This is a genomic window from Natrinema soli, from assembly GCF_028618695.1.
This window is the reverse complement of record NZ_JAQIVI010000237.1, coordinates 1-26,841: the sequence shown is the minus strand read 5'-3', so window position 1 is coordinate 26,841 and position 26,841 is coordinate 1. Positions and strand designations below refer to the sequence as shown.

Genomic DNA, 26,841 nt, shown 5'->3' with positions numbered 1-26,841 from the left:
TCCTCGCGAGCGAAGACGAGGCCGACCGGATCGAGCCCCCTCACCTCGAGACGGCGCGGACCGACGTGCCCGACGACGGCGTGCACGTCGCTCGAGCGCTCGCACTTTCGGCCACCCGGCAACGGGTGTTGCTCGCACTCGTCGATATCGATTCGAGTGACCGCCCGATCCGCGAGCTAGCGAGCGCTATCGCCGCCCGGTCGTCGCTCACCGCCGGAACGGTCACGCGATTCCTCTACGAACTCGCGGATCGAGGCGTCATCGAACGGGTTCAGTTGTCGTCCTCCGGTCACAACAGCGGTCGGCAACCCAGCACGGTCGAACCGCGGTACCCCGCGATCGCGTTCCGATCGCTGACGACGGTCTCGCTCGACGACGCTCCGTGATTGACGATACTCCGTGATCGACGGCCGATACAATCATTTTTGACCGTGCGGCGGAATGAGTGAGATGACAACGGGGACAGATGACTATCGAGATCGCGGAAACGGCCGACCCGGTCGGGCTCGAGGTATACGATTCCATCGAGCAACGGCGCCTGCAGATCGAAACGCCGGGGTCGGTGTCGTTCGACGCCATCGAGGCGGCGCAGTTCTGCTTCCCGGTCGACGAGACGTGCCGATTCGAGACCGACGCGCTCACGTTCAACCAGCTCTACTCCGTCACCGTTCACGACGAGACCGGCCGCACGGAGGCGAGTTTCGACGCCGGAGAAACGGTTCGGCTCGAGGAACGGACCCAGTTCGTCGGATTGAGCGGCCCGATGAAGCTGTACTGTCGCATCGATGTCCCCGGCACGATCGATATCGGGCTGACCTCGATACGGATCACGATCGATCGAGAGACGGTGATCGAACTCGGCGCACGATCGCCGCACGACCAGCCGGTGGGGACGATTACCACGCCGCCCGATATCGATTCACTGACGGACGCCGTCTCCGCGCTCCCGTCCGCGCTGAAGACGACCTCTCCCGAGCGGACGTGGCCGACCCTGCGCGGCCATCCGCCGCTGATCGAACTCGGTGACAGCCTCGAGATCCCCGACGCCGTTGATCCGCCGGAGAGCGACATCACGCTCACCGTCCCGCGGGAGTACGCGGCGGTGTACGGGGCCGCCCCGCTCGCGTTTTTCTTGGGAGCCACGGTTCGACTGGGGGACGAACCGGCGCTCGAGACACCGCGGTTCGACTATCCGCTCTCGACTGGCCGCGCGTTCGAAGACGAGATCGCCGGACTCCTGAAGCGATTCTTCTTTCTCGACTGTCTCGTCCGAACGGAGGGGGTCTTCCAGTACGAACTCCTCGAGCGGCGATCGATCGAGGACGACCTGCCGTTCTCGTTCACGGAAACGTACGACCTGCCGCTTCCCCATCGACTTGACCGGTACCTCGAGGTGCCGATCCAGCTGATCGATCCCTACGTTCCGCGGTGGCCGCTGACCGCACACGTCCCGGCCGACCCGGACAGCGCCACGCTGCTCCCATACCTCGTGAACGAACTCGGTATCGTTCGCGAATCCCGCGGTCGGACGCCGGAGTCGGTCCCGCGACTGGAGACGGAAACGGAGACGGGGCTCGTTCGCTCGGCGACGACGCATCGCTCACCGCCGTCCCACCCGGACGACCCGTCGTTCGTGGTGCCGTCCGTGACGGACGAAGCCGTCGAACACGCCTGGTTCGGCGACGACATCCCACGGCGTGCGTCGAAAGCGACGATCGAGGCGTACCGAAACCAGCTGGATCACCGCGAGCCGAACGAATCGATCGAGATCCTGCTCGTCTGTAACGACGCCCAGATGCTCGGCGAACACGACCTCCTCGACGGCGCCTACGGCAACCGAGCGGACCTCCCGTTCGAGATCCGTTCGGAGTTCGGCGTCGAATCGGATCGGCTCGCCGAGTTGCTCACCGACGGCGGCTACGACTTCGTTCACTACATCGGTCACGCGGTCGAAGACGGCATCCGCTGTCCCGACGGCGACCTCGACGTCCGAACCCTCGAGTCGGTCGACCTCGGCGTCTTCTTCCTGAACGCGTGTCGGTCCTACGAACAGGGGCTCGCGCTCACCCGCCGCGGCGCGTTCGGCGGCGTCAGCACGTACGCCGACGTCGTCAACGAAGACGCCGTCACGGCCGGCGAGACCATGGCCAGACTGCTCAACCGCGGCTTCCCGCTTCGGGGGGCGCTCGAAATCGCTCGCACGAACGGGGGGCTTAGCGATCAGTATCTCATCGTCGGTGACGGCTCGGCGGACATCGCTCAGTCGGAGGGCGGTGCCCCTGCGGTCATCGAACTCGAGCGGTCCGCCGACGAGTTCGATTTCGCCATTCGATCGTATTCGACCAAGGAGTTCAAACTCGGGACCGCGACCGAATCGACCCTGCAGACGGTGAGCGACCGGCACCTCAGCCCGGGGTCGACGCCGTTTTCCCAGGTGAGCCGCGACTCCCTCGACGAGTATATGACGTGGACCGAACTACCGCTGGTCGTCGACGGAACGTTACACTGGAACGACGGAATCGGTCCCGTTAGAATATAACCGCGACGCGCGTTCGACGAATCGTCCTCCGAGCGACCGCTATCACCGACCGAGAGGGATGCGTGCGGAGTCGAGTTTTACGGACCGATCTGCGACGAGGTTCCCGCCACCGCCGAGCCCGCCTGACTGAGCAGGACGAACAGGGTGAACAGCGCGCCGATCATTCGGGGGTGCTTTGCGAGGTAGTCTTTCATGCTGTTTTTCGCGGACATTGCAATCCAATGGTTGGCTCCAATGGAAATAAATTTATCTAATAGTTTCATATATGAATTATTATGGTTCAACGAGGTACCTCCTCGAAAGGGGAGAAAGCGGTCGAATCCACGTTGTCAGCGGCTATTCATCGACAGCACCGTACTCGAGGGCAGCAGCGTGTATTGCAATAATACTACTGATTCGAGCCAGCGACAGTCGCGACGACCACAACCCCTGGCCGTTCCGACGGTCCAACCCGCTGGGTCGTCACCGGCCCCGCAACCGGTAGCCGGAACGCCCACCGATCGACGACGGAGAAACGCGAGCGACGCGGTTCGATACCGCTCGAGACCCGTCGAACGACGCGTTTCACCTGGCTCGCCGCGGCGATCGTGCCGACCACGAACCCCGCGGTCGAGCCGGCCACGCGACGATCGATCCGTCGTTCGATCTCGGCACCCAACGCGATCGCCAGCGCCCCGAGGACTCGATCGCAACTACCGACGATCGAGGCGCGCGTCGCCCTCGAGACGCCGAAACCGATGTCGACCGATCCCGTGGAGACCCCCTCGAGAGACGTCGGGGGAGCCGTTCGCATCGCCCGTGTCGTATTTCGGAGTCGCTCAAAACCGTTCTCGGCGTTCGCACCGATCGAGAACCGAGCCGCGACGCGAGGAACGGACGGCCGCGTTAGCGTGCTCGTTCCGGTGTGACCGGCTCGAACGCGTTCGCGGTCCCGTTGTCGGCGGTCCCCTCGTCAGACGAATTGGTACCGTCCGCGTCCGTGCTTCCGTCGTCGGTCTCGTTGCCCGGTGTTTCGTTACCCGGCGTCTCGTTGCCCGGCGTTTCGTTGCCGGACGGATCCTCGACCTCCTCGAGGTCGCCGGCGCTGACGGTATCGCCGTCCACCACTGCGCGCTCGGGAACGGCTGTCTCTCCGGTGAACTGCCGTAGTCCCTGTTCGCTGGACTCGAAGACGCTGACGCTGTAGTTGCCGGTCGCCTCGACGCTGCTGTTGGTGTAGCCGTCCTCGACGCCCAGTCCGTCGTTGGTCGCGTACGGCACGGTCAGTTCGAAGCTGCCGTCGTCCGCTACGTCAGTTTGCTGCGTATAGTTGAACGTCCGACCAGTGTTGGTCTCGAGTTCGACCGAGCCAACGACGGTGGCATTGTCGGTATCGTTCAGGGTCCCCTCGCCGACGGACCCAGTGATCGATGCACCGTCGACGCGCTCGTAGGTCTTGACCGTGGACGCCTGTTGCTGGTTGAAGATTTGAACATCTACGTCCTGACGCTGGTTAATCTGTTGGAGTTGTGCCTGTAACTGCCGTGTGTATAGCCGATTGATCCCGACCTGGGGTTGGCCGTTCTCGTTTAGAAGGACCTGATCCGTCTGGGCGTTTATGAACGCGTAGCTGATGAAACCAGATGTCCGTTCGTTCTCGTGGACGAGGCGATAGTGTTCCATCTCGCTAGCGTCGTCGAGGTACAGTGATGACATCATCGTGTCGTAGTACGACGCATCACTGAATCGTTGAGCGACCTCGTTCCGCGAGACTTGCTCACCTGACTCGTAGTCGTCGGGAATCTGGTAATGTTGGTAACCCGGACCCGACCACTGCGTGATTGCACCAAACTTCGTGCTGGCCATCTCGTTATCGATCATCACGTACCGAATGTCCTCGCTCGAATCACTGTCCGAAGTCGCCTGCCGGAGTTCCTCGGTGGAGCGATCGGTGACCGGCTCGCCCGCGGCGATCGCGTCGAGGATCAGTTCCGCTCGCTCCTCGGACTCGGCGGTCAGGTACGCCGACGACGACCGCGCGTTCTGCTGGAACGGGTTCGAGTGCGGAATCCGTTCGGCCTGCGTCGTTATCAGGTGGCCGTAGTCCCACCACGACATGACGCCGTAGGCGCCCTCCGGATACTCGTGATCGCCGTCGCCCGGATTGTACGTCCCGTAGTAGTCGAGTTCGTCGGCGTTGTTCGCGTCGCCGTAGTTCCCCGGCGCAGGCGTGTTCTCTTTGAGCCAGTGGTTCGATTCCTCCCAGTTCATCGCGCTCCCGCTCGGTCCGGTCTGTTTGCCTTGGTCCCACGCGGTCGCCTGCGCGAGCGGCGGCAGGAGCGGCGCGAAGAGGAGCAAGACGACGAGCAGGACGACGATCACCTGATAGGTTTCGACCTGTCTGATCGACTCGAGGCCGCTCTCGAGATCGAGGTCGAAGAGGCGGGCGATTTCCGCGACGAACGCCGCGTTGACCACCGCGACCGCGAGCGCGAGATAGTACATGAAGCGCACCTGCGTCGCGGCCATGCTGATCAGGAACAGCGTCCAGACGATGACCAGCGTATGCTCGGCGCGGAACTTCCGACCGAGGAACGGCCGAATCGCGAGGAAGGCCAGCCCGGCGAGCATCGTGTAGAACGCGCTCCCGAACTCGGTGAAGACGCGGTCGAAGAAGTTCTCCGGCGGCTGGGCCTCGGCGATGGTGAGGTCCGTCGCTGTCCCACCGAACGGTAGCATGCGACGCGTCGCGTTTCCGATGATCGAGTCGAACAGACTCGGGACGGCGAACCACAGCACGACGAGCGCCCCGGCGATGAGTCCGCCGATCGCGACGGGGTAGTACCGGCGCTCGAGGTCACGATTATTCCATTCGCGTGCGAGCCAGGCCATGAAGACACAGCCGGCGGCCACGAGGAGGGCGGTCAGCGGTTGGAGGAGACCGAAACTCGTCGAACCCGTACTTCCGGGTTGCTCCATGAGCAGGATCGTCAGGATGGCCGTCACGCCGAGGCTGACCGCGCCCACGAAGGCGACGTGATCCGGTGAGACACCGTGGACGTAGTCGAGACAGAGTTGGACGGCGAAGAAGATTGCAAAGATACCGACCAGGAGAATCGCGGACGGCCAGACCCAGATGTAGAGTGTGAGTGCGAGTCCGGCGAGTCCGCTGTAAATGGCGGGCCGTCGGAGCGCGTCCCAGTCCCTGTCGACGAGCAGTTCGTAGATCGGTTTCTCGCGTTCGCCCACGGTGAGCGCGACCATCATCGCGAGGACCGCGATTGCCATGAACAGGACCTCGCCGATGTGGTGGTCGAGTTGGCCCACCGTCGATCGGGACAGGAACTGCCCTTTCACAAGTGCGAGCACGAGCACGGAGACGATGCCACCGATCGTGCCGCCGAGCCGCCGACCCGCGTAGAAGACGGGGATCGCGACGAGCGCGGCCATGACCGGAATCGAGAGCAGCGAGACCGTGTATAGCGTCTCGGTCGACGGATTGCCGAGCCCGACGATCATCGCCACGGTGACGATGAGTTGGTCGAACAAGGTGCCGAACTGGCCGACGTAGTTTCCGGTCGGGAATCCCGTCCAGACCTCGTACGGCATCGTGTGCGGGTAATTTTCCGCCGTCCAGTTGATCGTCCGCCAGTGATACCACGAGTCGACCCCCGCCAGGGCGGGCGATCCGTCTTCGGTGACGAACCGATCGTACGACTGGGTTCGCAACCAGACCATAAACAGCATCACGACCCCGATGACGGGGAGGTGATACCAGTCTCGGAACGACTCGAGGACGGACGCGTCAGTCCCGTCCTCGACGCGTTCGGTGTCGGTGCTCATTAGGTCCCACCAGACTCAAGTCAAGAATAAGTCTTGTTATATACTTGCGACCATTTGATAGCGATGGTCCTAATTGTGAAATATCTTATATATCCAAGTTCTATCTTCACTCTATCAATTCTACAGAGAACCGTTCATCAATATCAGTAAAGTGCATAGATCGCTAGACAGCAGCTGAATCTGATAGTCAAATTAATATGGAGATTTTAGCCGGCTAAAGCGTCCGAGACGACTCCTTTGACGGTGAGACGAAATGACTTGCTGATTACGATGAGGGTTGCAAAGTAGGTTATTCCTCCGAGTCCAATGAGAACTAGTAGCTCTCCCCACCATGAAACCCCATTGGTCATATGGAGCCAGTCAATGAGAATAAACATTGTGACTCCAGCGAGTAATTGCTGGCGTAATGGCTTAGCGAACAGCGTCACGGCAGGGAGATGCTGCTTAATCGTGTATGAAAGTGTCGCATACCGAATAACCTCAGAGAGGATAGTCGCGACAACGACGCCGAAAACACCATACTCAAGCAATAGTGCGTAACCGAGACCGACGTTCAAAATGAGCACGACTAGCCCGATCCGCATGGTGATATCCGGCCGGTTGAGGCCGGCCATTGTCGATTGCAACTGTGACGACTGCATTTTCACTACTCGAAAGAGCGCTAGTCCGACCAGAACCAGACCACCACCAGCATACTGCGAACCGAATACCGTCACGAGAAGGTCGTTCGGCATCGCGGCAACACCGAAGAAGATCGGTATTGCGAGGACACTCGCATAACCCAGCGAGTTAGTAACATCGTTGATTACTGCGTCGTGCTCGTTGCGACTCCAATAGTCGCTCACTCGAGCCATCAGTCCCTTCGATGCGACGGCACCAATGAACGTCCCCGCTAGAGTAAGTTGCATCGAAACCTGGTACTCACCGACTGCAGACGATGTGAGAAGCGCGCCAAGAAGGAGGATATCGAAGCGTGATTGAGTAGTACTGATAAATCCATTCGGAATACTATATCTAGCGTACGACGTGATACTAGCTAACGACTCTCTTGTAGGAAGAACTGGTCTAATATGGATTCGATACAGGACATAGGGGATACTCAACGCAGTTGCAATAGTCAACCCATATACCATTCCAGCAGCCTCGAATCCGAGAAGGATAAACACTAGCTGGAGCGGTGTTGTAAAGAAGGAGCGAAGTGTGTCAGACCATTCGGCGGCAGCAAAATTTGAACGAGCCGAGAGAATTCGGTTAGTGACCGCAAAAAAACAAACAGCACTAAACAGAACCGAGAACGGGACGAAGAGCCCAGAGAGGGCGTAAAGGTCAGTGAAAATCACAATTAGATAGACTGCAGGCAACATACCAAGCGGGAGTATTACTGCACCGAGTAGTCCTGACCCGAGCGCCTCCGCTATCGGGAACCCAGTCTCGGAAATCCGTTTTTTACAGGCACTTCCCCAGCCGGTCACGGGATTGTCCAGAACATTGACGAGTGTTACAACAATATAGAATGCGCCGTAGCCACTAGGTCCTAACACTCGAGCAAAGACGATGGACCCTGCAAACCCGATTGCGGCCATAGCGAACTTCGCAAGGACACCCCGTGAGATTTCGAGACCGAAGTCAGCTTCACCGGCACTCATATATAGCCGAGATTTCTGAGATGCTCCTTGTCGATGTTGAGTTGCTCTCCAGTCGTCACACGGTGTGTCACATGCTCGTCGATCCAATCGGCGACATAGAATACATCTGATGGGACGCTATCTATGGTAGAACTCGCGTACGCCCGCCAGGAGTGGCCACCTGGAGATCCCCCTTCGTCGGTTTCGGGGTAGAACGAGGTACACATTCCATGGTCACTTAGTAGAAGTAGATCGTCGTCAGGGCCGAGGATCTGCACAAGACCATTTACAAATTCACCGACCCGCTTGTAGATACGCCGAAGAGATTCTTCGTCCTCCGCGTAAGCATGACCTGCTGCATCAAGTGTGTGGACGTGAACGCCTGCGAGTGCCACATCGTGATTGAGCATCTCGCGTGCCCAACCGAATTGCTGAGCTCCGAGCCCAAGCAATTCTTGTTCGAACTCATGTTTTGGCTTGCCTTCGGCGACCGCATTCATCAGATCCCATGCTTGCTGGAGGTCACTGCCATTGTGGACACCTGGCCAATTATGAACGACTGCACCCTCGCGGTCGAATATTGATTTGGCATCGGTTTCTCCGATTTGCTCGCGCTCACCGGTCTGGTCTCGAACAAATCGGCCGAGTGTTCCGCGTGTGGATTCGTTCAGTCGACCAGTGAACTGTGACGCGAGTTCCAGAACAGGATTGTTCCACTCGCTCGTTCCGGATCCAGTTATACTATGTTCTTCCGGACCGAGTCCTGTCGCTACCGTTGCCCACACTTCGGGTGTATAGGGGTTGTCTCTGCTATGCGAAAAAGTTTTTATCTGCTGACTGGTCTCAAGTTCGAAATCAGTTACGCCGAAGTGCTCGACGAGACCAGCGTCAAGCGCGTCAAGTGCGAGGACTACGACAGTCATACGTATCCGAGGTCCTCTAGGTCCTTCTTAAGTGCGTCTTCCTTGACAATGCTATTGGAGCGGAAGCGGCTAAGAGCCCGTGCTAAGTTTGGGTCGTCGATAGGTTCGTTATTGTCGAGTGTCACAACGCCACTCTCGGTTGCAATGTTATCCACATTCATTGCTGCCTTCCTTTCTCCATAGGTGGCGAAGGAAATGTCACGGTCCAGTTCTCCTCGACCGTGTTCGGACCCTAACAGTATCGACGGAACGTCGAGCAGTGACACCACATCGCCGAGTTCCGGAACGTTTTTTGTTCCAAATGGAACCTGAAGGAGTTCAGTACACATCTCCCCTGGATGACCCCACATCCCATTTTCACCCAGAAGTTCACCGTGATCGGCACAGAAAACTACATGGGTGTCGTCCGGGATCTCGTCCCAGAGTATCGCTAACTGCTCGTCGAGTTCGGCTATCTCCAGTTGATAAAGTTCACGAACGCGTTCGCGGTCGGTTTCGTCGCCGTCTCCGGAAAGGACCTTGCGAGTGAGCCTCTGCGCTTCGGCGCGACTGAGTTCTCCCCCGTTTGGATCATACGGATGATGTGGATCCATAAAATGCAACCATCCGAACCACTCTTCTTTTCCGTCGATTTCTGCATTGAATTGAGCAATCACGTTCTCAGCTGGTCGGAAAGACTTCTCTACGGCGCCAGTGAGGCTAGTGAGTTGCTGGTATTGGTTCCAGCCCCACGAGGCGATTCTGTACGCTATTGAGCCCCGGGTCAGAAGGACTGCGGCTTTATCCTTAAGAGTATCACCGCCTCCCTTCGGCGAGTTGAATACATCAAAACCCTCATCATAGCCATACTCTTTCGAGAGGAGATGGTTAGTTGTCAATCCGACGCTGTACTCGTCGAAATGAGTCGCAACATTCGTTCCAGTGAGTTCTGACCCGTCAGCAAATTCCCCACCGATAATCCCTGGAAAACTGCCGATTGTCGCTGTTGAAGGAGCGAACACCCTATCATGGGTCATGTCAAGGAACGATATAGTCTCTGGCATATGTTCAAAGTAGTCATACCGGAGTGAGTCCACAGTGACTAGAAGGGTATTCATGGATATGTCCTGTTTGAGCGAGAGGGTTTGAAGCTAACCATTTGAACAGGAAGTTTAACTGACGATTATCATGCGTAACCGAGATCTTCAAGATGTTGCTCCACTTCCTTGGATACGCTTGTGTTCCCTTCCTTCAGCGAGAATTTGTGTGCTTTAATTAGGGACTCTGCATTCGGTACATTGCCATTGACAATGACTTCGTGATCAAATGACTCAAATGCATAACCGTCCGCTGTCACGACGCCAGTGTACGTTTCGTCAATATAGTCCGGAACGGCCACTCCCTTGTTCTCCGCTCCAATTCGGTTCTGCTCGTTCAATCCATGATATTCGACGCGAGCCTCATCACGATTACCGGCCTCATCAACAATCGCGTCGTGAATGTCCTGTAGATTTACTACGCCATCAGGGAGTCCGATCGATTTGCCACTCACCACAAGTGGAACGTGCGTGAGTTCCGGATAGATTCCATAGAGATGTTCCCAACCATTATATTCACCCAGCAACTCCCCGTGATCAGAAACGGTAATTATTGTATCAAAATCCTTCTGTAGTTCCTTGAATATATCCGAGTAGACATCTGAGAGAAATCTAACAGAGGCATCGTATGCCTCTCTGATTTTCTCTGGATCTTCGTTCATATCACCAAAGGTATATCGGAGTCCTTCATTGTATACGTCAGGAGCGTCGTACTCTTCCGGAGGGTTATAGGGAGAATGTGCCTCCATAAGGTTCATGAAAATGAATGAATCGTCCTCGAATGACGTATTCTGGATATCTCTGAGGAACTTATTGCCGCTGTAGGAGCGTGAGTCGCCGATATTCAGATCCTCCAGTTTGATCTGAACACCATATTTAAGAGATTTGAAAGTATTCACATCGCCAAAGACACATTTATTGAGCGCAGTTAAATATCTAGATGGGCCTTTATTTAGATGCCCCTGAATAAACCGGTCCCAGTTAAGCACGTCACCGGCCATGGCTGAGAGTCGCATGTCTCCAACCACCTCGTCAAAGTCCTTTGTTGCCCCAAACTGCGGGGAGATGTTCGGATTCGCGGTGTAGATATAGCTCGTATACTGGTCGCCCAACTCCGCAGGAAGCGTCACAATATTATCATCGTAATAGAAGTTCTTTGCATGGATGTTCGCTTCAGAAGGTAGCATGCCAGTTAAGAGCGAGGCATGCGCAGGCACCGTCCAGTGACTCGTCGACCACGCGTTCTCGAAGCGAGTGCCGGGCAGCCAGTCGAAATGTTCGTCGAAGTGATCCTTCCTGAGCGTGTCGAGGACAACAAGTGCAATGTTGGTCATGGAGAACGAATTAGGTTGACGGAGTCCCAGAAACCACGCTGCCAAAGCCAGTTGTTGAGCCGTCCAAGGCCCGTATCTGGAATAAGTATTTCGTTATATCGGTCGGGATATCGATATTGTAACTGTTCTTCAAGTTTATCATCAATAGTCGCTCGTGGACGATCAGGATGAAACATTACTATGTCTGAAGAGAATACATACTTTCCAGAAGTTTCTTGTTCCATTCTCCAGCCAAACTCTGTATCATCACGCCACCCAGCGAACTCTGAATTAAATCCACCGATATCAAGCGCCTGCTGTCGATCGAATGCGAGATTACAGCCAACGTACTTTCGTTCGCCTTTGTACTCACGACCACCACGAACTGCTCCCTCAAGGCAAACCAGATCCTGATTTTTTTTGAAGGCGATATCTATCTGTTCAACCCACTGCTTTGGAGGACGACAGTCGTCGTCAGTAAGTGCTACAATATCCGCTTTTGCTTCCTCTATGCCGACGTTCCGCGCCTCACAGATATCTCGTTCTTTGTCATTAATTACAATAGCTTCAAAAGAGTTGCAACTTTGTCTTCGAAGATCGTTAATAACTTTCTTATGACTGTTCGAAGGAATCGTCGGAATTACAACTGAAATATCTGGGTTGGTATGGGTTATTGGTTGCTCAACACTCATTTTTCACTACCTCTGAAACGGCACGCTTTAATCCAAATCTAAATTTATCGTAATGATACTGTTGGGCGATATTTTGGATTTTATCTTCACTATAGTCATTTGAGTCAAAGCTTATAATAGTTTCTGAAAGTGACTTAACAGTAGACTTGAATACCTCGCCAGTCACCTCTGGCTCAATCTGGTATCGCGTGAATCCTTCATCAACACCTAATAACGGCTTCCCAGCCATCATCGCTTCCGCACCAACCATACCAAAGTCTTCGTTTTTCGGGGCGTAGACGACTGCAGTCGCTTTGGCCACGAGCGATTCAATGTCCTCGACGAAACCTCGTATCTCGATATTGTCGTGGCCTCGTGCCATACGCTCAAGTTTTTCTCGCTGTTCACCGTCCCCAGCCACAATGAGCCTCTCATCTAACTCGGTGAATGCCTCGACAATCAAATCAATGCGCTTCTCGGGTGCGAGCCGCGACCACGTGACGAAGTAGCCGTCGTCGCCCTCGTTTCGCCAATCGCCAGTAATAGGTGGATACACGACCTCTGCATCCCGGTCATAGTACCGTTGTATCCGGTCCTGAATCAACTCGCTGTTAGCGACGAATGTATCTACGTAGTCGTTGGCCTCTTTGTCGAGTGCCCGCCACCACTTCGCGTATGCCTTCAATACGAATCGGATTCCAGGGTAGTCGAACGACGACATTCGGTCGCGGAAGAGGTCGTAGAGCCAGCGTGGCGGGCTATGGGGATAGTGCACGACTCGTTGATCCGTGGTGGGAACGTAGTTCTTGCTAAGCGGCGCACTGGAAAGAATCACGTCATAGTCAACAAGGTCCGGATGTGCATTCGTCATGTCCATCGCGATATTCAGCGTCTCCAGTGGATTTGCTCCCTCGTTTCGCCACGCGAGAAATCGGCGTGAGAGTCCGCGCGTGTACTTCTCCTGTTGTATTGGGATGACCTCAATATCGCCGGGAATCTCGGTTCCTGGATAGACGTACATCGTATATATTGGCGCATCTAGCACGCGTGCCGCCTCAATAGCAAACTTCTCTCCGCCGCCAATTCCAGGGAATCGATCGTGGAGAATCGCAACTGAACTATCCATCTGATCGAAATCACAGGTCATGCACTGTCACCTCCTTTGTAGCTGTTATTCATTCAAACGCCTCTCGTAACTCATCATCAACATCCCACGTCCCATCTGAGTCCCCGACCAGCAACTCTAGGCTGGCACGCAACAGCGACACCTGCGTATCGAAGATCGAATACAGCATCTGCACTGGCCCAAGCAGGTCTCGCTGTCCGAGGTATGTAAACAGCCCAACCCCGGCGGGAAACAGCAGGCCACTGACACCGAGCAGCGAAATAGCCCCACCGGTTCCGACTACGAGCGTCGCCGCTAGTAGCCACGGGGAGGCGATCATGAACCACCAGTTGAACGGCAATATAACGCGTCCGTACTGCCCGTACTTCCCCAGCGCGTCGCTGTGTTGGACCAGAAGTCGAATCAGCCCCATACCACGCCTATCCTTTTGCTTTCGCCGTTTTACGAACTCGGAGTGAGAGGCTTCCATGTACCGCACAGAGGGATCGAAAATAACGCGCTTACCCTGCCGACGAATCTTCAACGCGAGTTCCGTATCGTCGGCCAGTGAGTTCGGATCGATCGGGAGCAGTGCATCGTTCTCGAACGCGGAGAACGGCCCGTGAAAGATTAGCGTCGAGTCGAGATGGGACTCGAGTTGCTGAATATGACTCTGGACGCCGCGATAACCTGATTCGACCTCGCTACCGCCGAGAACCTCGACGTTCTGGCCGGTAACAGCCGCAATTTCGTCGTCAGCAAGATTTGCAGCGGCTTCGCGAAGGGCATCCGGCGCGAGCTTGGAGTCGCAATCGGTCTTGACGACCATCTCGTTCGACACAGCGGCATAGGCGTCGTTGAGCGCCGGCGCGAGCCCGCGACGCTCGTCTTCCTCCAGCAGCACCAGCTCAGGGGCCTCGAGATCTGCGATGTACTCTCGGATGATCGTCCGAGTATCATCAGTCGAAGAATCAACGACGACGAGTTCGATTTTCTCCATCGGATAATCGAGGTCGAGTACGTCTTCAAGTTTCGTCTCGACGATCTGTTCCTCGTTATACGTCGGGAGGACGATGCTAACGGTCGGTTCGGCAGGCTCTTTGTCAGCAGGTGATCCCTGTGGTCGAATCCACGCGTAGAGCAGGAGGTAGCAAATGTAGGGCGCGGCCGTCACCGCAAGAAGCGAGACGGCAGCCACGACAAGCAGATTCATGAACGCGGGTTGTGAGCGATGGATAATAAACTTCTTCGTCCTCGGATATGGTCATACTAAAACTATTACCAGTCCACACGTCGGTTAATCGCTACTACCCGGTGCTACAGCCAACATGGCTTCCCAACCGTCAATAGCGAGAATCATTACGTATACGGAATGCGCTCATCCGAACTATGGCAACCCTCCGAGATCAAACCGATCAGTCTACAGCACTATTAGAACTGCTTGAACAAACTGCGTGTTCATTCTGTGACGGAGGCCATCTCGTCCAAGAACAATACAAGGGAAACGAGGCTGTCGTTTGTTCTTCTTGCGGCACACCGGGCGCACAAGTGTGGAACTGCCAATAGTTCTTCTACCATCCAGTCCCGAAGTCTATATTTCTCGAGCCGATATCTCACTCGAGCGACGCCGAACCCTTAGTTCTCCGTCCTCGCAGTTCGCCGTCCATCAACCCGCCGCTCGAGCGCCCAGACGAGTACCGCACACAGCCCCGCGACGAGCGCCGGCCAGCGGTCGGTGCTCAGGTAGAGCCCGCCCGCCGGCAGCCGGTACTCGGTCAGCGGCCAGAAGGCGGCGTAGGAGTACCCCGTCGAGGTCATGAGCGCCAGATCGAGCGCGTGGTGTGACAACGCACCGATCGCGACGAGCACGACGACGTCGCGGCGGTACTCCGGCGCGAATAGGAGCGAACCGAAGAGAGTCACGACGATCGTTCCGCCGAGAAGGTGGAGGGGCGCCCACGAGAAGGGAATGCCGAGCAGGTAGCTGACGAACTCGTCCGGGAACGCGAGGTCGATCTTCGTGAAGTCCGGAGAGAGCGCGCCGAGCATCACGAGCGTCACGTGCGCTCGTCGCAGCCGCTCGTACCGAATCGTCAGGAGCGTCCCGATGACGTAGCCGACGATGACGTGCGTGAGGACGTCAGTCACTGCGATCACCGCCGCTCGCGCCGCCTCGAGTCCCGGGGATCACGTCTCGAAGGGAGACCGGATCGTCCCGCGGGACGACCGCGAGCCGGTCGCGATCGAAGCGCCAGTCGCGGGCGAATCGACCGAACGCCCAGAGCCCGCCGACGAACGAAACGAGGAGCATGTAGGCCGTCCCGGAGACGTCGCCGACGGTCGTGCGCTCGACGACGAGCGTCGACTCGTCCTCGAGGTGACCGAACGCGCTCACGCGATCACCCTGCTCGAGGGACGCGTCCGAGTTCTGGAGTCCGTCGTCCGCGTTTACGAGGGTAAACCTGCCGTAGCCGCTGGCGCGCGTCGCGATGACGACGGGATCCGTGTCGACGACGCGACCGCCGAGGACGACCTGCTCGCCAACGTAGGCCTCGCGGTTCGGTGTCACCTCGACCTCGTCCGGATGGCCGCTCGTCATCAGGTCGGAGGGAACCGCGCCCGCCCACAGGACGAGTCCGGCCAGAACGGCGAGGAGGGCGATACCCGCCGCGAGGCGGCCGCGTTGACCGAAGGGTTCCTGCATGTCTTTCAACGGAGGATCGAACTGCAAGAGTACTTTTCGTGTTCGTATCGGGCGGGGCCCCAGTCATCGACGTGTTCGATAGTATCCCGAAATCGGCCAACTGCCGGGATCAACCAGTTGACTGGGCCGATCAGCCACCCGAATCAACTATGAGGACGAGCGCCGCTCACCGCAAACCCAAAAGCGACTAACGAGATGCGCTCCTCTGGGTCGCTATGAACGTCTCCATCGTCGGCAGCGGCTACGTCGGGACCACGATCGCCGCCTGCCTCGCGGATATCGGCCACGACGTGATCAACATCGAGATCGACGATGAAATCATCGAGACGATAAACGCCGGGGAGGCACCGATTCACGAGTCGGGTCTCGAGGAGCGAATCGCCGACCACGCGGGCGCGACCCTCCGCGCGACCACGGACTACGACGCAGTCCGCGACACGGACGTCACGTTTCTCTGTCTGCCCACGCCCCAGTCCGAGGACGGCAGTCTCGACTTCGCGATCATGCGAGCCGGTGCGGAGTCGCTCGGCCGCGCACTGGCTGATAAAGACGACGAGCACCTCGTAGCCGTCAAGAGCACGGTCCTGCCCGGCACGACCGAAGACGTCGTCGGGCCGATCCTCGAGACCGAATCCGGAACGCGGATCGGTGACGGCCTCGAGCTCGCCATGAACCCCGAATTCCTTCGGATGGGGACCGCGGTCGAGGACTTCCTCGAACCGGACAAGGTCGTCTTCGGCACCGCGAGCGACGAGGCCGCAGCGACCCTCCGAGAGCTGTATGCGCCCATTTTGGCGCGCGACGAGACGGACCTCGTCGAGACGGACATCCGCGAGGCGGAACTCATCAAGTACGCGAACAACGCCTTCCTCGCGTCGAAGGTCTCCCTGGTCAACGAGCTCGGGAACATCGCCAGAGAGTACGACGCGGACGCATACGAGGTGCTCGAGGCGGTCGGGCTCGACGACCGCATTTCGGAGCGGTTCATGCGCTCGGGACTCGGCTGGGGCGGCTCCTGTTTCCCCAAGGACGTCAACGCCCTCCGCGCCGGCGCTCGCGAGCAGGGCTACGACCCCGAACTGCTCGACGCGGCCGTCGCGGTCAACGACGCACAGCCGCGACGGCTCGTGGACCTGCTCGAGGATCACGTCCCGCTCGAGGGGGCCCGAATCGCGGTCCTCGGACTCTCGTTCAAGCCGGGGACCGACGACGTGCGCAAGTCCCGCGCGCTGGACGTGATCGAGCACCTCCGCGATCGCGGTGCGGCGATCGTCGCCCACGATCCGGTCGCGATCGAGAACGTTCGGCCTCACTTTCCCGAGATCGAGTACGCGGAATCGGCCGAGGGCGCGCTCGAGGGGGCCGACGGCGCAGTCATCGCGACCGGCTGGCCGGAGTTCGACGACGTGTCGTTCGAGGGAATGGCGCGCTCCGTCGTGGTCGACGGCCGGCGGATCGAGATCGACGAGGACGCCCTCGAGGTCTACGAAGGACTGACCTGGTGACGGGGGGTCGACCGCGTCGCAACGCATCTAACGTAAACCCCCGACACTACGCAATCAGTAGCCTTTTGCGGGTACGCGGGGGAATACTGTCCGATGGAAGATGACGCGGTTCGTGCGGGCTCGAGCATCCTCTCGGACGGCGCAGGGGAGGTCGCCGTGACCGAGGACGCCCGCGAGGTCTCGCCCGACGACGTCTGCGTTCTCATCCCGACGCTCGACGAGGCGGCCACGATCGCCGACGTGATCGAGGGCTTCCACGAGCAGGGGTATACGAACGTCGTCATCGTCGACGGCAACTCGACCGACGACACTCGCGAGATCGCTCGCGAGCACGGTGCCGAGGTGCTGGTCCAGTCCGGTGACGGAAAGGGCCAGGCCGTCCGCGAGGCCCTCGAGTACATCACCGTCCCCTACGTGCTGATGGCCGACGGCGACGGCACCTACGATCCGGCCGACGCCGACAAGATGGTCGAACCCCTCTCGCGCGGGTACGAGCACGTGATCGGCAACCGCTTCGCCGAGATGGACGACGACGCGATGCGCGCGTTGAACGGCTTCGGCAATCGGATGATCAACCGCGCGTTCGGGTTCGTCCACGGAGCCAACTACGAGGACATCCTCTCGGGCTACCGAGCGTTCACCGTCGAGTCGTTCGAACGGCTCTCGCTCGACTCCGACGGGTTCACGATCGAGACTGAACTCGCCGTCGAGTGCGTCAAACACGGGGTCGAGACGACGGTCGTCCCGGTCAGTTACCGCGCCCGGCCCGACGAGTCCGAAACAAACCTCCACCCGGTCAAAGACGGCGGAACGATCCTGCTCACGCTGTACTCGCTGGCCAAGACCAACAACCCCCTGTTCTACTTCGGCAGTCTCGGGGTCGCCGGTATCTGCTCGGGCGGTCTCATCGCGGTCTACGTCCTCTGGGAGTGGGTCCAGTACACCCAGAGCCACGAAGTCATGGCTCTCGTCTCGGCGGCCGCCATCCTGCTGGGCGTCCAGCTCCTCATGTTCGGCGTCCTCTCGGACATGCTCGTGACCCTCCACCGCGAGCAGCGGCGGCGACTCGAGCGGATCGCTCGAGAGTCGAAGGACGAGTGACGGGCACAGTCGTGAAAGTCGAACGAGCAACGTGGTCTACCCAAACCATTCAAACAGCACATATTTTTCAGCCGGTCAACCAGAGTGCGGTGGCGAGCGCTGTACCGTGATGAGCGAAAAACGAATCACGGTACGAAGCCGTGCGAGGGATGAGCGAGCGACGACAGGAGCGAGAGAATCGGCTGGGGAGGGGGTGGCGGTTCCGTGTTGTCACGATAGCGGGACGCTCGTCATCGCCGTTTCAACTTTGCAAATATACAATTTCCACTGACGCTGCTATTGTCCCCTGCTATAGATAGTTCTTCGACAGTGGAACTTAGAAAGGCAACAGCGAGCGGAACTGAGCGACGACCCCGTTCGAGTTGTTTCGGCGGTACTCTTCGAAGGGTTGATGGAGCGCGTTCAACAGCTCCTGACGCGAGTCGAACTGGTCAGTCGGGACTTCGGCGAGCATTTCATTCAGGGGCACGTCGTTCCCGTGAACGTCGTAGGGAACGTTCTCGTGGCCGATCTCCGCTCTGATATCGTCCTTCGTGGCCGGAAAGGAGAGATCGGAATCGCTGAGATGAGCGTCGACGGCCGCGATGCCGAACTCGATACTGTCGGGTTCCTCGTCGTCTCCGCTCGATGGTGGCCGGACTCCCATACCTGTACTTCCCGCTACGGAGCCGGATATAAAAATGCCTGTGGAGACGGCAGCGGAGTGTCACCGAACAGCGACTGTCAGTCGAACGCTGTCGACGCTGTCAACTGCCCACTAGCAACTGCCCTCGGCTACCAGTGATTCCGGCCAACAGTAACCGCAGCCAACGGCATCCCTGGCCAACAGCCCCATGACTCATCAGCTACCGGCTCGTCGGCGACCACCGACCTGTCGACACGCATTTGGGGCCCGCGACGGAGTATGGCGTATGACCGACTACACCACGGTGTCGATTCCGAAGGATCTCGCGGACCGCGTCGAGGATACCATCGAGGGAACGAGCTTCCAGAGCACGAGCGACCTCGTCAGATTCCTGCTGCGCAGCATCGTCATCCAGCACCAGAAGGAGGGCGAACTCACCGAAGCCGAGTTCGAAGAGATCACCGAACAGCTCCGCGGGCTGGGCTACCTCGAGTGAGCTGCCCCGAACTGCCCTGAGCTGCCCCGAACTGCCCTGAGCTACCCCGAACTGCCCTGAGTCGCTCTGGGTCACCCTGCCCCGGCCCGCCTCGAGAGATCCGAATCCCAGTTCGACTCGGCTTCGAACGCGCCTGTGAGACGGCAGGCGACCCTCGCTCGAGAGACCGGGACAGCGTTTTTCCGCCTCGAGCGCATAGCTATGCACGAGGGTACCACATGCCTCACATCCCGGACTTCCCATCCAACGACAGTGACGACGATGGACGCGACCGGAACCCCGACCGCATCATCGACCGGATCATCGGAGACGGAGAGCTGCCCCTAGGGGGTTGATCCCGTAATTTCGTCATTTTTGAGATCGCCGTCCGAATCAACGGACCGTCTCACCCCTGCCGGATAGCAGCCGCGCTACGCAGCGGACGTGTTCCGGTCTCCGTCACAGCAGAAGACTCGCCTCGGACGGCCTCGAGTCAGTCCGTCAACGACTGCCCCGGCGGCGAGGCGTCGACGATCTCGAGGGGCTGTCGGTTGCCGCTCCGGTCGAACGCAGCGAACGACCGTTCGTCGGTGGCCCACGGTGGAACGGCGACGAAGACGACTTCTGCCAGGTGGTCCCGGCGCGTCACTTCGAGCTCGCCGACGGGGTGGGAGACGAACTGGCCCTGAGCCTGACGCGCGGGCGTCGAGAGATCGACGCCGAAGACGGCGTTGACGGGGTTGTCGGGATCGGGGAGAAAGAAGTCGGTGAAAACGGGTGTTTCGGGCGGAATCGCGTCCGCACCCTCGAGTTCGCTCGCCGGCGTGACCGAAACGCCGGTCGTCACGTCGTTGGGGTCGGCGTCGCTCGCCAGGTCCAGCAGGACGTCGACGAGCGCGCGGGTTGCGTAGACCACAGATCCCCTTTGGGTGGCCGAGAGTTTAGCTGTATGCCTCCCCAGGGAGCCTCGCTGTCTCGTCCCAATCGATTTCCGGACGCGTTAGCAGTGGCGGTGAGGGTGCCAAGCCACCCGTCCTCACCGAGCGAGTAGGGCGGGGATACGGCACCCGCACGAGTCACAAACACCTAAAATCAGAATTTTCATAACTGAACGGTTCGAACACAGAGTGAAGCCGTATGACGTACAGCCCGCGGTATCGGCTCTTTCCAGATGCCCAGCAACGCGAGGTACTGGACTGGACGCGGGACACTGTACGCCAAGTGTACAACCACGCACTCCGCGAATTCAACCAAATCCCAGCAGACGCCGGAACGCTCCGGCAACGCGTCTGGAGTGTACGCGACACGCTCCCCGCGATGAAAGACTGGTGGTCAGACCTCAAGCAGGTTTACTCCACCGTCTTACAGAAAGCCGTCGAACGCATCCGCGATAATATCCAGAACCTCGGGAAACTCAAAGCCAAAGGCTACGACGTGGGGTCATTGAACTGGAAAAAGCCGCGAGAGTACAGGAGTTTCACGTACCGGCAATCGGGCTTCGAACTCGACAAGAAGAGTGGTCCGAGCGGACGCGGACTCCTCATCCTCAAGAAACTCAAGGGCGAAACCCGTGAAATCCCGATTCGACTCCACCGTGACCTCCCCGACCACGAACAAATCAAAGAGGTCACGCTCAAGAAAGAACCGACGGGAGCGTGGTACGTCTCGTTCTGCATCAAGACGGACGAACCCGAGAAACCCGCCATCGAAGATATCAATCCCGATGACACCGTGGGTCTTGACCTCGGTGTGCTCAACTTCGTTCACGACTCGGACGGTCGCTTGATCGGGCGGCTCGACTTATCTGCCGACCGCGAGCGGCTCGAACGCGAGCAACGCTCGCTCTCGCGGAAGGAGTACAAATCAAACAACTGGGAGGAGCAACGCCGTCGAGTCTCAGAAGTCCACGCGCGGATGACCGCAAAAAAGCGCGATTACAAGCACAAGCTCGCGCACTTCTACACCACCGAATACGACGCCGTGTTCGTCGAAGACCTCAACGTCAAGGGGATGCTCGAACCCCGACAGAACGCGCGGAACAAGGCCGAAGTCGGCTGGCGAGACTTTATCACCATCCTCAAACATCACGGCAAAAAGAACGGCTGTCACGTTGTGGAAGTCGAGCCACGGGGAACTACCAAGGAGTGTGCGGCGTGTGGTGTTGAGACTCGGAAACCGATATGGGTTCGAGAGCACTCGTGTCCAGCGAGCGGATTCGAACTTGACCGAGACTGGAACGCAGCGTTGAACGTCCTCTCGCATGGCCTGAAGAAACTAGGAGTGGTTCACTCCGAAGACACGCCTGTGGAGACTGCGACCACTGTGGACTCCTTTATGGTATCTGCAAGTCGCGTCGTCGAAACAGGAAGCCCCGCCCTCATGGAGCCTGCGAAGCAGGCGAGTAGGGCGGGGTAGTTCACACGGGAAGCAGCTCCCAGGCCGTGGTAGCGTACAGCCGTGGCGCGCCTTTTCTGGAGTTGGCGAGCGCGGTCTCGAGGACGCGCGCGGCGTCCGCCGTTACGCCGGTGCCGTGACCGACGAGCACGCGCTCGGGTGCGACGCCGCGGAGGGGCGTTCGCGGCGGTGTCAGTCGCAACATCGGATGGACGCCGAGTTCCTCGTCACCGGCCCGGAAGAACGCCACCGTCCCGACCGTTTCGGGGACGACGAGCGTCCCGTCGGCCGGGTTGTAGAGGGCGACTTCCTGCCAGACGCGGTTGTCGACGACCGTGATGGCGCGGATCCCGGTATCGGAGAGTTCGTCGTCGAAGCGAGCGACCGCGGCGTCGATATCCTCGGTGACGCCGTCGAAGAATTCGGGGAGGTAGACGGGGACGGCGTGGCGGTCCGCGACCGCCGCCGCGTCGCGTTTGTGTCGATCGAGCGTGACGACGACGCCCGCCACGTCGCCGAACTCGACGAACAGGTCGTCGGTCCCCTCGGCGTCGACCGGATCGATCACCCAGACCTCGCCGTCGACCGCGAGGGCGTGGCCGGCGCGTCGCATCCGTTCGTCGGGGTGGGCGATCCAGCCGACGCCGTTCTCGAAGCGGTCGATCTCGCGGAACTCGGTCTCGCGTTCGTCGACGCGGGAAGTCATACTGCCAGTCTACGAACCGTCGAGCCATAAACCTCGGCGACCACTGCATCCGACCGGTCAGTCGCCGGAGCGCGGCCGACAGGACTCGAGCCACCCGCTTGGGCAACCGGCGACGCTTCTATGCATGCGCTTCGCGTACGTTCGCGTATGCTAACCGGAATGGCCTGGCTCGCGCTCGAGGCCAAGTATCTCGAGGCCGCGGGGACGTTCTACGAGGAGACCCTGGGACTGACGGGTCGCGAGCGCGGGGCGGACGAACTCGTCTTCGCGGCGGGCGACACCGATCTCGTCCTCCGACGACCCACGGAACTCCCGCGGGGCGGGCTCCACACGCACTTCGCGTTCTCGATCCCCGCGGCCGAGTACGACGACTGGTGGGACCGCCTCGACGACGACTACGACCTCGAGGAGGTGCGCTTCGGTCCCTCCCGGTCGCTCTACCTGTACGATCCCGACGGCAACTGCGTCGAACTCGGCCAGCAGGACGTCGCGGGGCCGGGAATCGACGGCATCTTCGAGGTGGTCCTCGAGGTCGCGGACCTCGAGCGCGCGCAGGCCTTCTACGAGGAGCTGGGGTTCGAAACGGTCGATGAAGGTGCCGACCGCAAGCGCGTTCGACTCCGCGGGCCGATGGCCCTCGAGCTCTGGGAACCCCACCTCGGGATCGCCGACGCCCGCGGCGGCGTCCACGTCGACCTCGGATTCGAAACCGACGAGCCGGCCGCTGCACTCGAGGCCGTGCGCGATCGAATCCGATCGCTCGAGCGGGAGTCGGACGAGGAGGTCGTCGTCCGCGATCCGGACGGCCACTTCCTGACGTTTACCGCGCCGTGAGCGCGTCTGCGCTTCGGAACGGGGCCACTGTGCGGTGGCGCGCGGTGCAGCGACGAGCCCGTGGTGAGTCGTCGCTCAAATACACGCGAGGGATGAGCGAATAGTGCGGGACCTTTGGTCCCGCATACCATGCGAACGGCGCTTCGCGCCGTGAGCAGACGCAGTGAGCGAATCGGCTGGGGAGGGCGTGGCCTCTCCGTGTTGCCAGTATCAGTAGAACGCGCTCTTCATCGAGGCGCAATCGAGACGCCATCCAAATTCGACCAGTCTCCTTTGCCGGCGCGTTCGCGAGGCGATTACAGTCGTTCCGTACTCACGTCCACGCCCGGCGGCGTCACGAGCAGAAACCCCCTGAAGTGAACGAGATTCCCGCCCGACTCCTTGACGTCTCGCGCGAATCCCGCGGCCAGTTCGTTGACGTCACCGTCGACGTTGAGGACGAGCACGTTCCCCTTCGAAATCGCCTCGAGCCACTCGTCGTCCGGCGTCTCTCCATCGAGGAAGCCGAGGATGATACTGCCCTCGAGCTCGAGTTCGTCGTCGATGTGCTCCTCGACGGTCCGAAGGTCGAGGTCGAAATCGCTCATACGAGGTGGCTCGAACCGGTACGAGAAAAACGTTCGCCTCCAACCTTTTACTCTGCGCTCACTCCCTTCGGTCGTTCGCTCGGTAAAAGGTTGATCAAAAGCACTCCTCCCTCCGTTTCGGCCCCTCCGGGGCCCGGCTCACGGCTTGCGCCGTTCGCCATACGCGGCGCGGAGCGCCGCGCTCTCCACATCGGTCGTCGGCCCGCTCGCCCACCCTTCGGGTTCGCTCGCGGTTGCTATCGAAGGCGACCACTCAGTCCATGGGGAACTCCTTCTGGAACCCGCGGAACTCCGTGCGATGGGCCTCCTCGTCCGCGAGGATCGTCACCGCCACGTCCTCCGTGACCGGGTCGTTCGCCTCGGTCGCGGCCTCGATCAGCGACCGGTAGGTCTCGATGGCGGACTCCTCGGCCTCGAGGACGCCCTCGATGACCGACTGGACGTCGGTGGTGTCTTCGGGCGGCTGGAGACTGTGCTGGTTGGCCTCGAACGCCTCCGAACCGGGCGGGGACTCGTCTAACTGTTTCAGGCGTTCGCCGAGCATCTCGGCGTGGCCGAGCTCCTCCTGAATGTCCTCCTCGAGGCTCGTCTTGACCTCCTCGGCGTGGATCCCGTCGAGGACGATCGCGTTGGTCTGGTAGTTCATCACGGTCTCGAGTTCGTCGATATACGCCCCGGTCAGCAGGTCGGTGATCTCGTCGGTCGTCATGCGCGCCGTCCTACCACGACCGGGCATAAAACGCTCACACGCGCGACTGCTCCGTTCCGTCGATTCGAACCCCTACTCGGCAAGGGGTGCGATGGCTCGCAAGGACCGCGGAGATGCCGCCCACGTATCGGTCGATCAGTACTGGGTATCGGCGGATGCTGGATAAATATCTACTCTATTTGCCGAAAATAACAGCACGTCATATTCTTCCAGCTCGAGGATGGATGCAGTGGTCGAACGTCCATAGTCGACCGCGCGCCAGCGCTCGAACGGGGCGAACGAGATCGAACGGCCGGTAATTCGAGTTCGATGCCCGATATTCGGGGCAGATTGCTGGAGAGTGCCTAAACAGTATTAGGAGATACCATCAGATAATAGGCTGTCGCAGTCTTGCGGTTTCGCGACGAGTCCGGTCGGTACTGGCAGAGCTCGCGACCGCTGTCCGCCCCTCACAGCGTTAGATTTATATACATCGTCGCACCTCGGATTCAGATACAATGTCTTCACAAGACAGCCCATCCTCTGATACCAATCAGGGGGGTCGAGTTCTTCCAGGGCACGTTAGATTCCACTGACGAAATAGAGTCAGCACGTGTCTTCGATACGACCCTCCGGGACGGCGAGCAGTCGCCCGGCACATCGTTTTCCTACGACGACAAACGGCAGATCGCGTCCATTCTGGACGAGATGGGGACCCACGTCATCGAGGCCGGATTCCCCGTCAACTCGGACGCCGAGTTCGAGGCCGTTCGTGATATCGCTTCGGCTACCAGTTCGACGACCTGCGGGTTAGCCCGCGTCGTCGACGGGGACATCGAAGCGGCGCTCGATTCCGGCGTCGAGATGGTGCACACGTTCGTCAGCACCAGCGACGTCCAGATCGAGGATTCGATGCACGCCACCCGGGAGGAAGTCGTACAGCGCGCAGTCGACTCGGTCGAACGCATCAAAGAGGCGGGCGCGACCTGCATGTTCTCGCCGATGGATGCGACCCGAACCGATGAGGAGTACCTGCTCGAGGTCATCGAGGCGGTCTCGGACGCAGGTACCGACTGGATCAACATTCCGGACACGTGCGGCGTCGCGACGCCGACCCGCTTTCGGGCCATGATCGAAACGGTCTGTGCCCACACCGACGCGCGGGTCGACGTTCACACGCACGACGATTTCGGGCTGGCCAGCGCCAACGCGCTGGCCGGTATCGAGGCCGGCGCGGCCCAGGCGCAGGTGTCGGTCAACTCGATCGGCGAACGGGCCGGCAACGCCGCCTACGAGGAGTACGTGATGGCCGTCGAGTCACTCTACCAGTGCGATACGGGGATCGACACGACGCGCATCACCGAACTGTCGGAGATCGTCGAGGAGAAAAGCGGGATGGCGACGCCGGGCAACAAGCCCATCGTCGGCGACAACGCCTTCTCCCACGAGAGCGGCATCCACGCCGCCGGCGTCATCGAAAACTCCGACACCTTCGAACCCGGCGTCATGACCCCCGAGATGGTCGGTGCCGAGCGCAAGCTCGTCATGGGGAAACACACCGGCACCCACTCGGTCCGAGAGCGGCTCGTCGAGTGCGGCTTCGACCCCACCGACGAGCAGGTCAGGGCGGTCACCCGCCGCGTCAAGGACTACGGAGCCGAGAAGCGCCGCGTGACGGTGGACATCCTCGAGCGCTTCGCCGAAGAGGCTGGCGTCGAACGCCAGCAGGAGCAGGAGGAGGTGCGAGCCTGAGGAATGTCCTCACCGTTTGCCACCGGTCGCGAGCCCCTGCTGTCGCGCTCGATCGGACGGACTGATACGACTCGTAAGGATTATGATCCTCGAGGGAGCTACGTAGACAGTAATGACGGTCCGCGCTCCCCTGTCGGCTCGCGTTCGCACGGTCGGCACCAGCGCGCTCGCTCCGATTCGTATTGTAGGGGCCTTCTAGCCCCATCTTCAGTACCTCGTAGCTTCGGACCGGAATCCGCATCGTTCTCCGAGCGATCAGTAACCCAGCAGATGACACACTACCGTACACCACCCGATCGCCGCACACCGGCGGGAGGCAATCGATGAGCGAACGCGCAGCAAAGGTCACACCACCGGACGACGAACAGGACGACGACCAGATCACCGACAGCGCCG

The 26,841-nt window shown here is 59.6% G+C and carries 25 protein-coding genes and 1 pseudogene; 9 read left to right on the top strand and 17 right to left on the bottom strand.

Annotated features, from left to right (window positions below):
- Nucleotides 1-386: pseudogene (locus PGX04_RS15430) on the top strand (AAA family ATPase); the annotation flags it as partial.
- A gap of 80 nt (nucleotides 387-466) precedes the next feature.
- A complete protein-coding gene (locus PGX04_RS15425; protein ID WP_273739316.1) occupies nucleotides 467-2,539 on the top strand; it encodes a hypothetical protein in 2,073 nt (690 codons plus the stop codon).
- A 77-nt stretch (nucleotides 2,540-2,616) separates the two neighbouring features.
- On the opposite strand, the gene PGX04_RS15420 is transcribed toward PGX04_RS15425, so the two are convergent.
- The 10 genes from PGX04_RS15420 to PGX04_RS15375 form a co-directional block, all read right to left on the bottom strand.
- Nucleotides 2,617-2,751, bottom strand: coding sequence for a DUF7503 family protein (locus tag PGX04_RS15420; protein ID WP_273739315.1), 135 nt, complete (start codon nucleotides 2,749-2,751; stop codon nucleotides 2,617-2,619).
- Nucleotides 2,752-2,927: 176 nt separating this feature from the next.
- Complete coding sequence (locus PGX04_RS15415) at nucleotides 2,928-3,332, bottom strand: hypothetical protein (RefSeq protein ID WP_273739314.1); 405 nt, start codon at nucleotides 3,330-3,332, stop codon at nucleotides 2,928-2,930.
- Nucleotides 3,333-3,424: 92 nt separating this feature from the next.
- A complete protein-coding gene (locus tag PGX04_RS15410; protein WP_273739313.1) occupies nucleotides 3,425-6,361 on the bottom strand; it encodes an oligosaccharyl transferase, archaeosortase A system-associated in 2,937 nt (978 codons plus the stop codon).
- Nucleotides 6,362-6,567: 206 nt separating this feature from the next.
- The gene (locus PGX04_RS15405; protein WP_273739312.1) at nucleotides 6,568-8,007 is read right to left on the bottom strand and encodes an oligosaccharide flippase family protein; all 1,440 of its coding nucleotides are present in this window, start codon (nucleotides 8,005-8,007) and stop codon (nucleotides 6,568-6,570) included.
- Nucleotides 8,004-8,909 carry an alkaline phosphatase family protein gene (locus PGX04_RS15400; protein WP_273739311.1) on the bottom strand — a complete coding sequence of 302 codons (906 nt, stop codon included), beginning with the start codon at nucleotides 8,907-8,909 and terminating at the stop codon, nucleotides 8,004-8,006. Before PGX04_RS15400 ends, PGX04_RS15405 begins: the two co-directional genes overlap by 4 nt.
- Nucleotides 8,906-10,006: a sulfatase-like hydrolase/transferase gene (locus tag PGX04_RS15395; protein WP_273739310.1), complete on the bottom strand. Its 1,101-nt coding sequence runs from the start codon at nucleotides 10,004-10,006 to the stop codon at nucleotides 8,906-8,908. The genes PGX04_RS15400 and PGX04_RS15395 overlap by 4 nt, the downstream gene beginning before the upstream one ends.
- 68 nt (nucleotides 10,007-10,074) lie before the next feature.
- Entirely contained in the window at nucleotides 10,075-11,319 is a 1,245-nt protein-coding gene (locus tag PGX04_RS15390) for a sulfatase-like hydrolase/transferase (RefSeq protein ID WP_273739309.1), read from the bottom strand.
- Nucleotides 11,316-11,990 (bottom strand): glycosyltransferase family 2 protein, encoded by a 675-nt coding sequence (locus PGX04_RS15385; RefSeq protein WP_273739308.1) that lies wholly within the window; start codon nucleotides 11,988-11,990, stop codon nucleotides 11,316-11,318. The genes PGX04_RS15390 and PGX04_RS15385 overlap by 4 nt, the downstream gene beginning before the upstream one ends.
- On the bottom strand, nucleotides 11,980-13,116 hold the full coding sequence (locus PGX04_RS15380) for a glycosyltransferase (RefSeq protein WP_273739307.1): 1,137 nt from the start codon (nucleotides 13,114-13,116) through the stop codon (nucleotides 11,980-11,982). Before PGX04_RS15380 ends, PGX04_RS15385 begins: the two co-directional genes overlap by 11 nt.
- A 28-nt stretch (nucleotides 13,117-13,144) precedes the next feature.
- Complete coding sequence (locus PGX04_RS15375) at nucleotides 13,145-14,287, bottom strand: glycosyltransferase (RefSeq protein ID WP_273739306.1); 1,143 nt, start codon at nucleotides 14,285-14,287, stop codon at nucleotides 13,145-13,147.
- A gap of 176 nt (nucleotides 14,288-14,463) precedes the next feature.
- On the opposite strand from PGX04_RS15375, the gene PGX04_RS34130 reads away from it, so the two are divergent.
- Complete coding sequence (locus PGX04_RS34130) at nucleotides 14,464-14,640, top strand: HVO_A0556 family zinc finger protein (protein WP_337959471.1); 177 nt, start codon at nucleotides 14,464-14,466, stop codon at nucleotides 14,638-14,640.
- A 69-nt stretch (nucleotides 14,641-14,709) separates the two neighbouring features.
- Here the strand turns inward: PGX04_RS34130 and PGX04_RS15370 are convergent, their stop codons facing one another.
- Nucleotides 14,710-15,231 (bottom strand): metal-dependent hydrolase, encoded by a 522-nt coding sequence (locus PGX04_RS15370; protein WP_273739305.1) that lies wholly within the window; start codon nucleotides 15,229-15,231, stop codon nucleotides 14,710-14,712.
- Nucleotides 15,215-15,778 (bottom strand): OB-like fold-containing membrane protein, encoded by a 564-nt coding sequence (locus tag PGX04_RS15365; protein WP_273739304.1) that lies wholly within the window; start codon nucleotides 15,776-15,778, stop codon nucleotides 15,215-15,217. The genes PGX04_RS15370 and PGX04_RS15365 overlap by 17 nt, the downstream gene beginning before the upstream one ends.
- Before the next feature lie 215 nt (nucleotides 15,779-15,993).
- On the opposite strand from PGX04_RS15365, the gene aglM reads away from it, so the two are divergent.
- Entirely contained in the window at nucleotides 15,994-17,283 is a 1,290-nt protein-coding gene (aglM, locus tag PGX04_RS15360; protein ID WP_273739303.1) for a UDP-glucose 6-dehydrogenase AglM, read from the top strand.
- A gap of 93 nt (nucleotides 17,284-17,376) precedes the next feature.
- Nucleotides 17,377-18,384, top strand: a complete 1,008-nt coding sequence (aglJ, locus tag PGX04_RS15355) for an S-layer glycoprotein N-glycosyltransferase AglJ (RefSeq protein ID WP_273739302.1) — start codon at nucleotides 17,377-17,379, stop codon at nucleotides 18,382-18,384.
- 316 nt (nucleotides 18,385-18,700) lie between these two features.
- On the opposite strand, the gene PGX04_RS15350 is transcribed toward aglJ, so the two are convergent.
- Nucleotides 18,701-19,030 (bottom strand): DUF5789 family protein, encoded by a 330-nt coding sequence (locus PGX04_RS15350; RefSeq protein WP_273739301.1) that lies wholly within the window; start codon nucleotides 19,028-19,030, stop codon nucleotides 18,701-18,703.
- A gap of 265 nt (nucleotides 19,031-19,295) precedes the next feature.
- On the opposite strand from PGX04_RS15350, the gene PGX04_RS15345 reads away from it, so the two are divergent.
- Nucleotides 19,296-19,505 carry a ribbon-helix-helix domain-containing protein gene (locus tag PGX04_RS15345; RefSeq protein WP_273739300.1) on the top strand — a complete coding sequence of 70 codons (210 nt, stop codon included), beginning with the start codon at nucleotides 19,296-19,298 and terminating at the stop codon, nucleotides 19,503-19,505.
- A gap of 472 nt (nucleotides 19,506-19,977) precedes the next feature.
- On the opposite strand, the gene PGX04_RS15340 is transcribed toward PGX04_RS15345, so the two are convergent.
- On the bottom strand, nucleotides 19,978-20,400 hold the full coding sequence (locus tag PGX04_RS15340) for a JAB/MPN domain protein-containing protein (protein ID WP_273739299.1): 423 nt from the start codon (nucleotides 20,398-20,400) through the stop codon (nucleotides 19,978-19,980).
- A 221-nt stretch (nucleotides 20,401-20,621) separates the two neighbouring features.
- Between PGX04_RS15340 and PGX04_RS15335 the strand changes: the two genes are divergently transcribed.
- Complete coding sequence (locus tag PGX04_RS15335) at nucleotides 20,622-21,899, top strand: RNA-guided endonuclease InsQ/TnpB family protein (RefSeq protein WP_273739298.1); 1,278 nt, start codon at nucleotides 20,622-20,624, stop codon at nucleotides 21,897-21,899.
- 1 nt (nucleotide 21,900) lies between these two features.
- On the opposite strand, the gene PGX04_RS15330 is transcribed toward PGX04_RS15335, so the two are convergent.
- On the bottom strand, nucleotides 21,901-22,584 hold the full coding sequence (locus PGX04_RS15330) for a hypothetical protein (RefSeq protein WP_273739297.1): 684 nt from the start codon (nucleotides 22,582-22,584) through the stop codon (nucleotides 21,901-21,903).
- Nucleotides 22,585-22,731: 147 nt separating this feature from the next.
- On the opposite strand from PGX04_RS15330, the gene PGX04_RS15325 reads away from it, so the two are divergent.
- Nucleotides 22,732-23,418: a VOC family protein gene (locus PGX04_RS15325; protein WP_273739296.1), complete on the top strand. Its 687-nt coding sequence runs from the start codon at nucleotides 22,732-22,734 to the stop codon at nucleotides 23,416-23,418.
- Between the two features lie 296 nt (nucleotides 23,419-23,714).
- Here the strand turns inward: PGX04_RS15325 and PGX04_RS15320 are convergent, their stop codons facing one another.
- A complete protein-coding gene (locus tag PGX04_RS15320) occupies nucleotides 23,715-24,005 on the bottom strand; it encodes a DUF5779 family protein (RefSeq protein ID WP_273739295.1) in 291 nt (96 codons plus the stop codon).
- 253 nt (nucleotides 24,006-24,258) lie between these two features.
- Entirely contained in the window at nucleotides 24,259-24,714 is a 456-nt protein-coding gene (locus PGX04_RS15315; RefSeq protein WP_273739294.1) for a ferritin-like domain-containing protein, read from the bottom strand.
- 486 nt (nucleotides 24,715-25,200) lie between these two features.
- Between PGX04_RS15315 and PGX04_RS15310 the strand changes: the two genes are divergently transcribed.
- Nucleotides 25,201-26,445, top strand: a complete 1,245-nt coding sequence (locus PGX04_RS15310; RefSeq protein ID WP_425498448.1) for a LeuA family protein — start codon at nucleotides 25,201-25,203, stop codon at nucleotides 26,443-26,445.
- Nucleotides 26,446-26,841: the final 396 nt, after the last annotated feature.

Coding starts and splice junctions, on each gene's coding strand:
- PGX04_RS15425 (WP_273739316.1), top strand. CDS start 467: ATGACTATCGAGATCGCGGAAACGGCCGACCCGGTCGGGCTCGAGGTA.
- PGX04_RS15420 (WP_273739315.1), bottom strand. CDS start 2,751: ATGTCCGCGAAAAACAGCATGAAAGACTACCTCGCAAAGCACCCCCGA.
- PGX04_RS15415 (WP_273739314.1), bottom strand. CDS start 3,332: ATGCGAACGGCTCCCCCGACGTCTCTCGAGGGGGTCTCCACGGGATCG.
- PGX04_RS15410 (WP_273739313.1), bottom strand. CDS start 6,361: ATGAGCACCGACACCGAACGCGTCGAGGACGGGACTGACGCGTCCGTC.
- PGX04_RS15405 (WP_273739312.1), bottom strand. CDS start 8,007: ATGAGTGCCGGTGAAGCTGACTTCGGTCTCGAAATCTCACGGGGTGTC.
- PGX04_RS15400 (WP_273739311.1), bottom strand. CDS start 8,909: ATGACTGTCGTAGTCCTCGCACTTGACGCGCTTGACGCTGGTCTCGTC.
- PGX04_RS15395 (WP_273739310.1), bottom strand. CDS start 10,006: ATGAATACCCTTCTAGTCACTGTGGACTCACTCCGGTATGACTACTTT.
- PGX04_RS15390 (WP_273739309.1), bottom strand. CDS start 11,319: ATGACCAACATTGCACTTGTTGTCCTCGACACGCTCAGGAAGGATCAC.
- PGX04_RS15385 (WP_273739308.1), bottom strand. CDS start 11,990: ATGAGTGTTGAGCAACCAATAACCCATACCAACCCAGATATTTCAGTT.
- PGX04_RS15380 (WP_273739307.1), bottom strand. CDS start 13,116: ATGACCTGTGATTTCGATCAGATGGATAGTTCAGTTGCGATTCTCCAC.
- PGX04_RS15375 (WP_273739306.1), bottom strand. CDS start 14,287: ATGAATCTGCTTGTCGTGGCTGCCGTCTCGCTTCTTGCGGTGACGGCC.
- PGX04_RS34130 (WP_337959471.1), top strand. CDS start 14,464: ATGGCAACCCTCCGAGATCAAACCGATCAGTCTACAGCACTATTAGAA.
- PGX04_RS15365 (WP_273739304.1), bottom strand. CDS start 15,778: ATGCAGGAACCCTTCGGTCAACGCGGCCGCCTCGCGGCGGGTATCGCC.
- aglM (WP_273739303.1), top strand. CDS start 15,994: ATGAACGTCTCCATCGTCGGCAGCGGCTACGTCGGGACCACGATCGCC.
- aglJ (WP_273739302.1), top strand. CDS start 17,377: ATGGAAGATGACGCGGTTCGTGCGGGCTCGAGCATCCTCTCGGACGGC.
- PGX04_RS15350 (WP_273739301.1), bottom strand. CDS start 19,030: ATGGGAGTCCGGCCACCATCGAGCGGAGACGACGAGGAACCCGACAGT.
- PGX04_RS15345 (WP_273739300.1), top strand. CDS start 19,296: ATGACCGACTACACCACGGTGTCGATTCCGAAGGATCTCGCGGACCGC.
- PGX04_RS15335 (WP_273739298.1), top strand. CDS start 20,622: ATGACGTACAGCCCGCGGTATCGGCTCTTTCCAGATGCCCAGCAACGC.
- PGX04_RS15330 (WP_273739297.1), bottom strand. CDS start 22,584: ATGACTTCCCGCGTCGACGAACGCGAGACCGAGTTCCGCGAGATCGAC.
- PGX04_RS15325 (WP_273739296.1), top strand. CDS start 22,732: ATGCTAACCGGAATGGCCTGGCTCGCGCTCGAGGCCAAGTATCTCGAG.
- PGX04_RS15320 (WP_273739295.1), bottom strand. CDS start 24,005: ATGAGCGATTTCGACCTCGACCTTCGGACCGTCGAGGAGCACATCGAC.
- PGX04_RS15315 (WP_273739294.1), bottom strand. CDS start 24,714: ATGACGACCGACGAGATCACCGACCTGCTGACCGGGGCGTATATCGAC.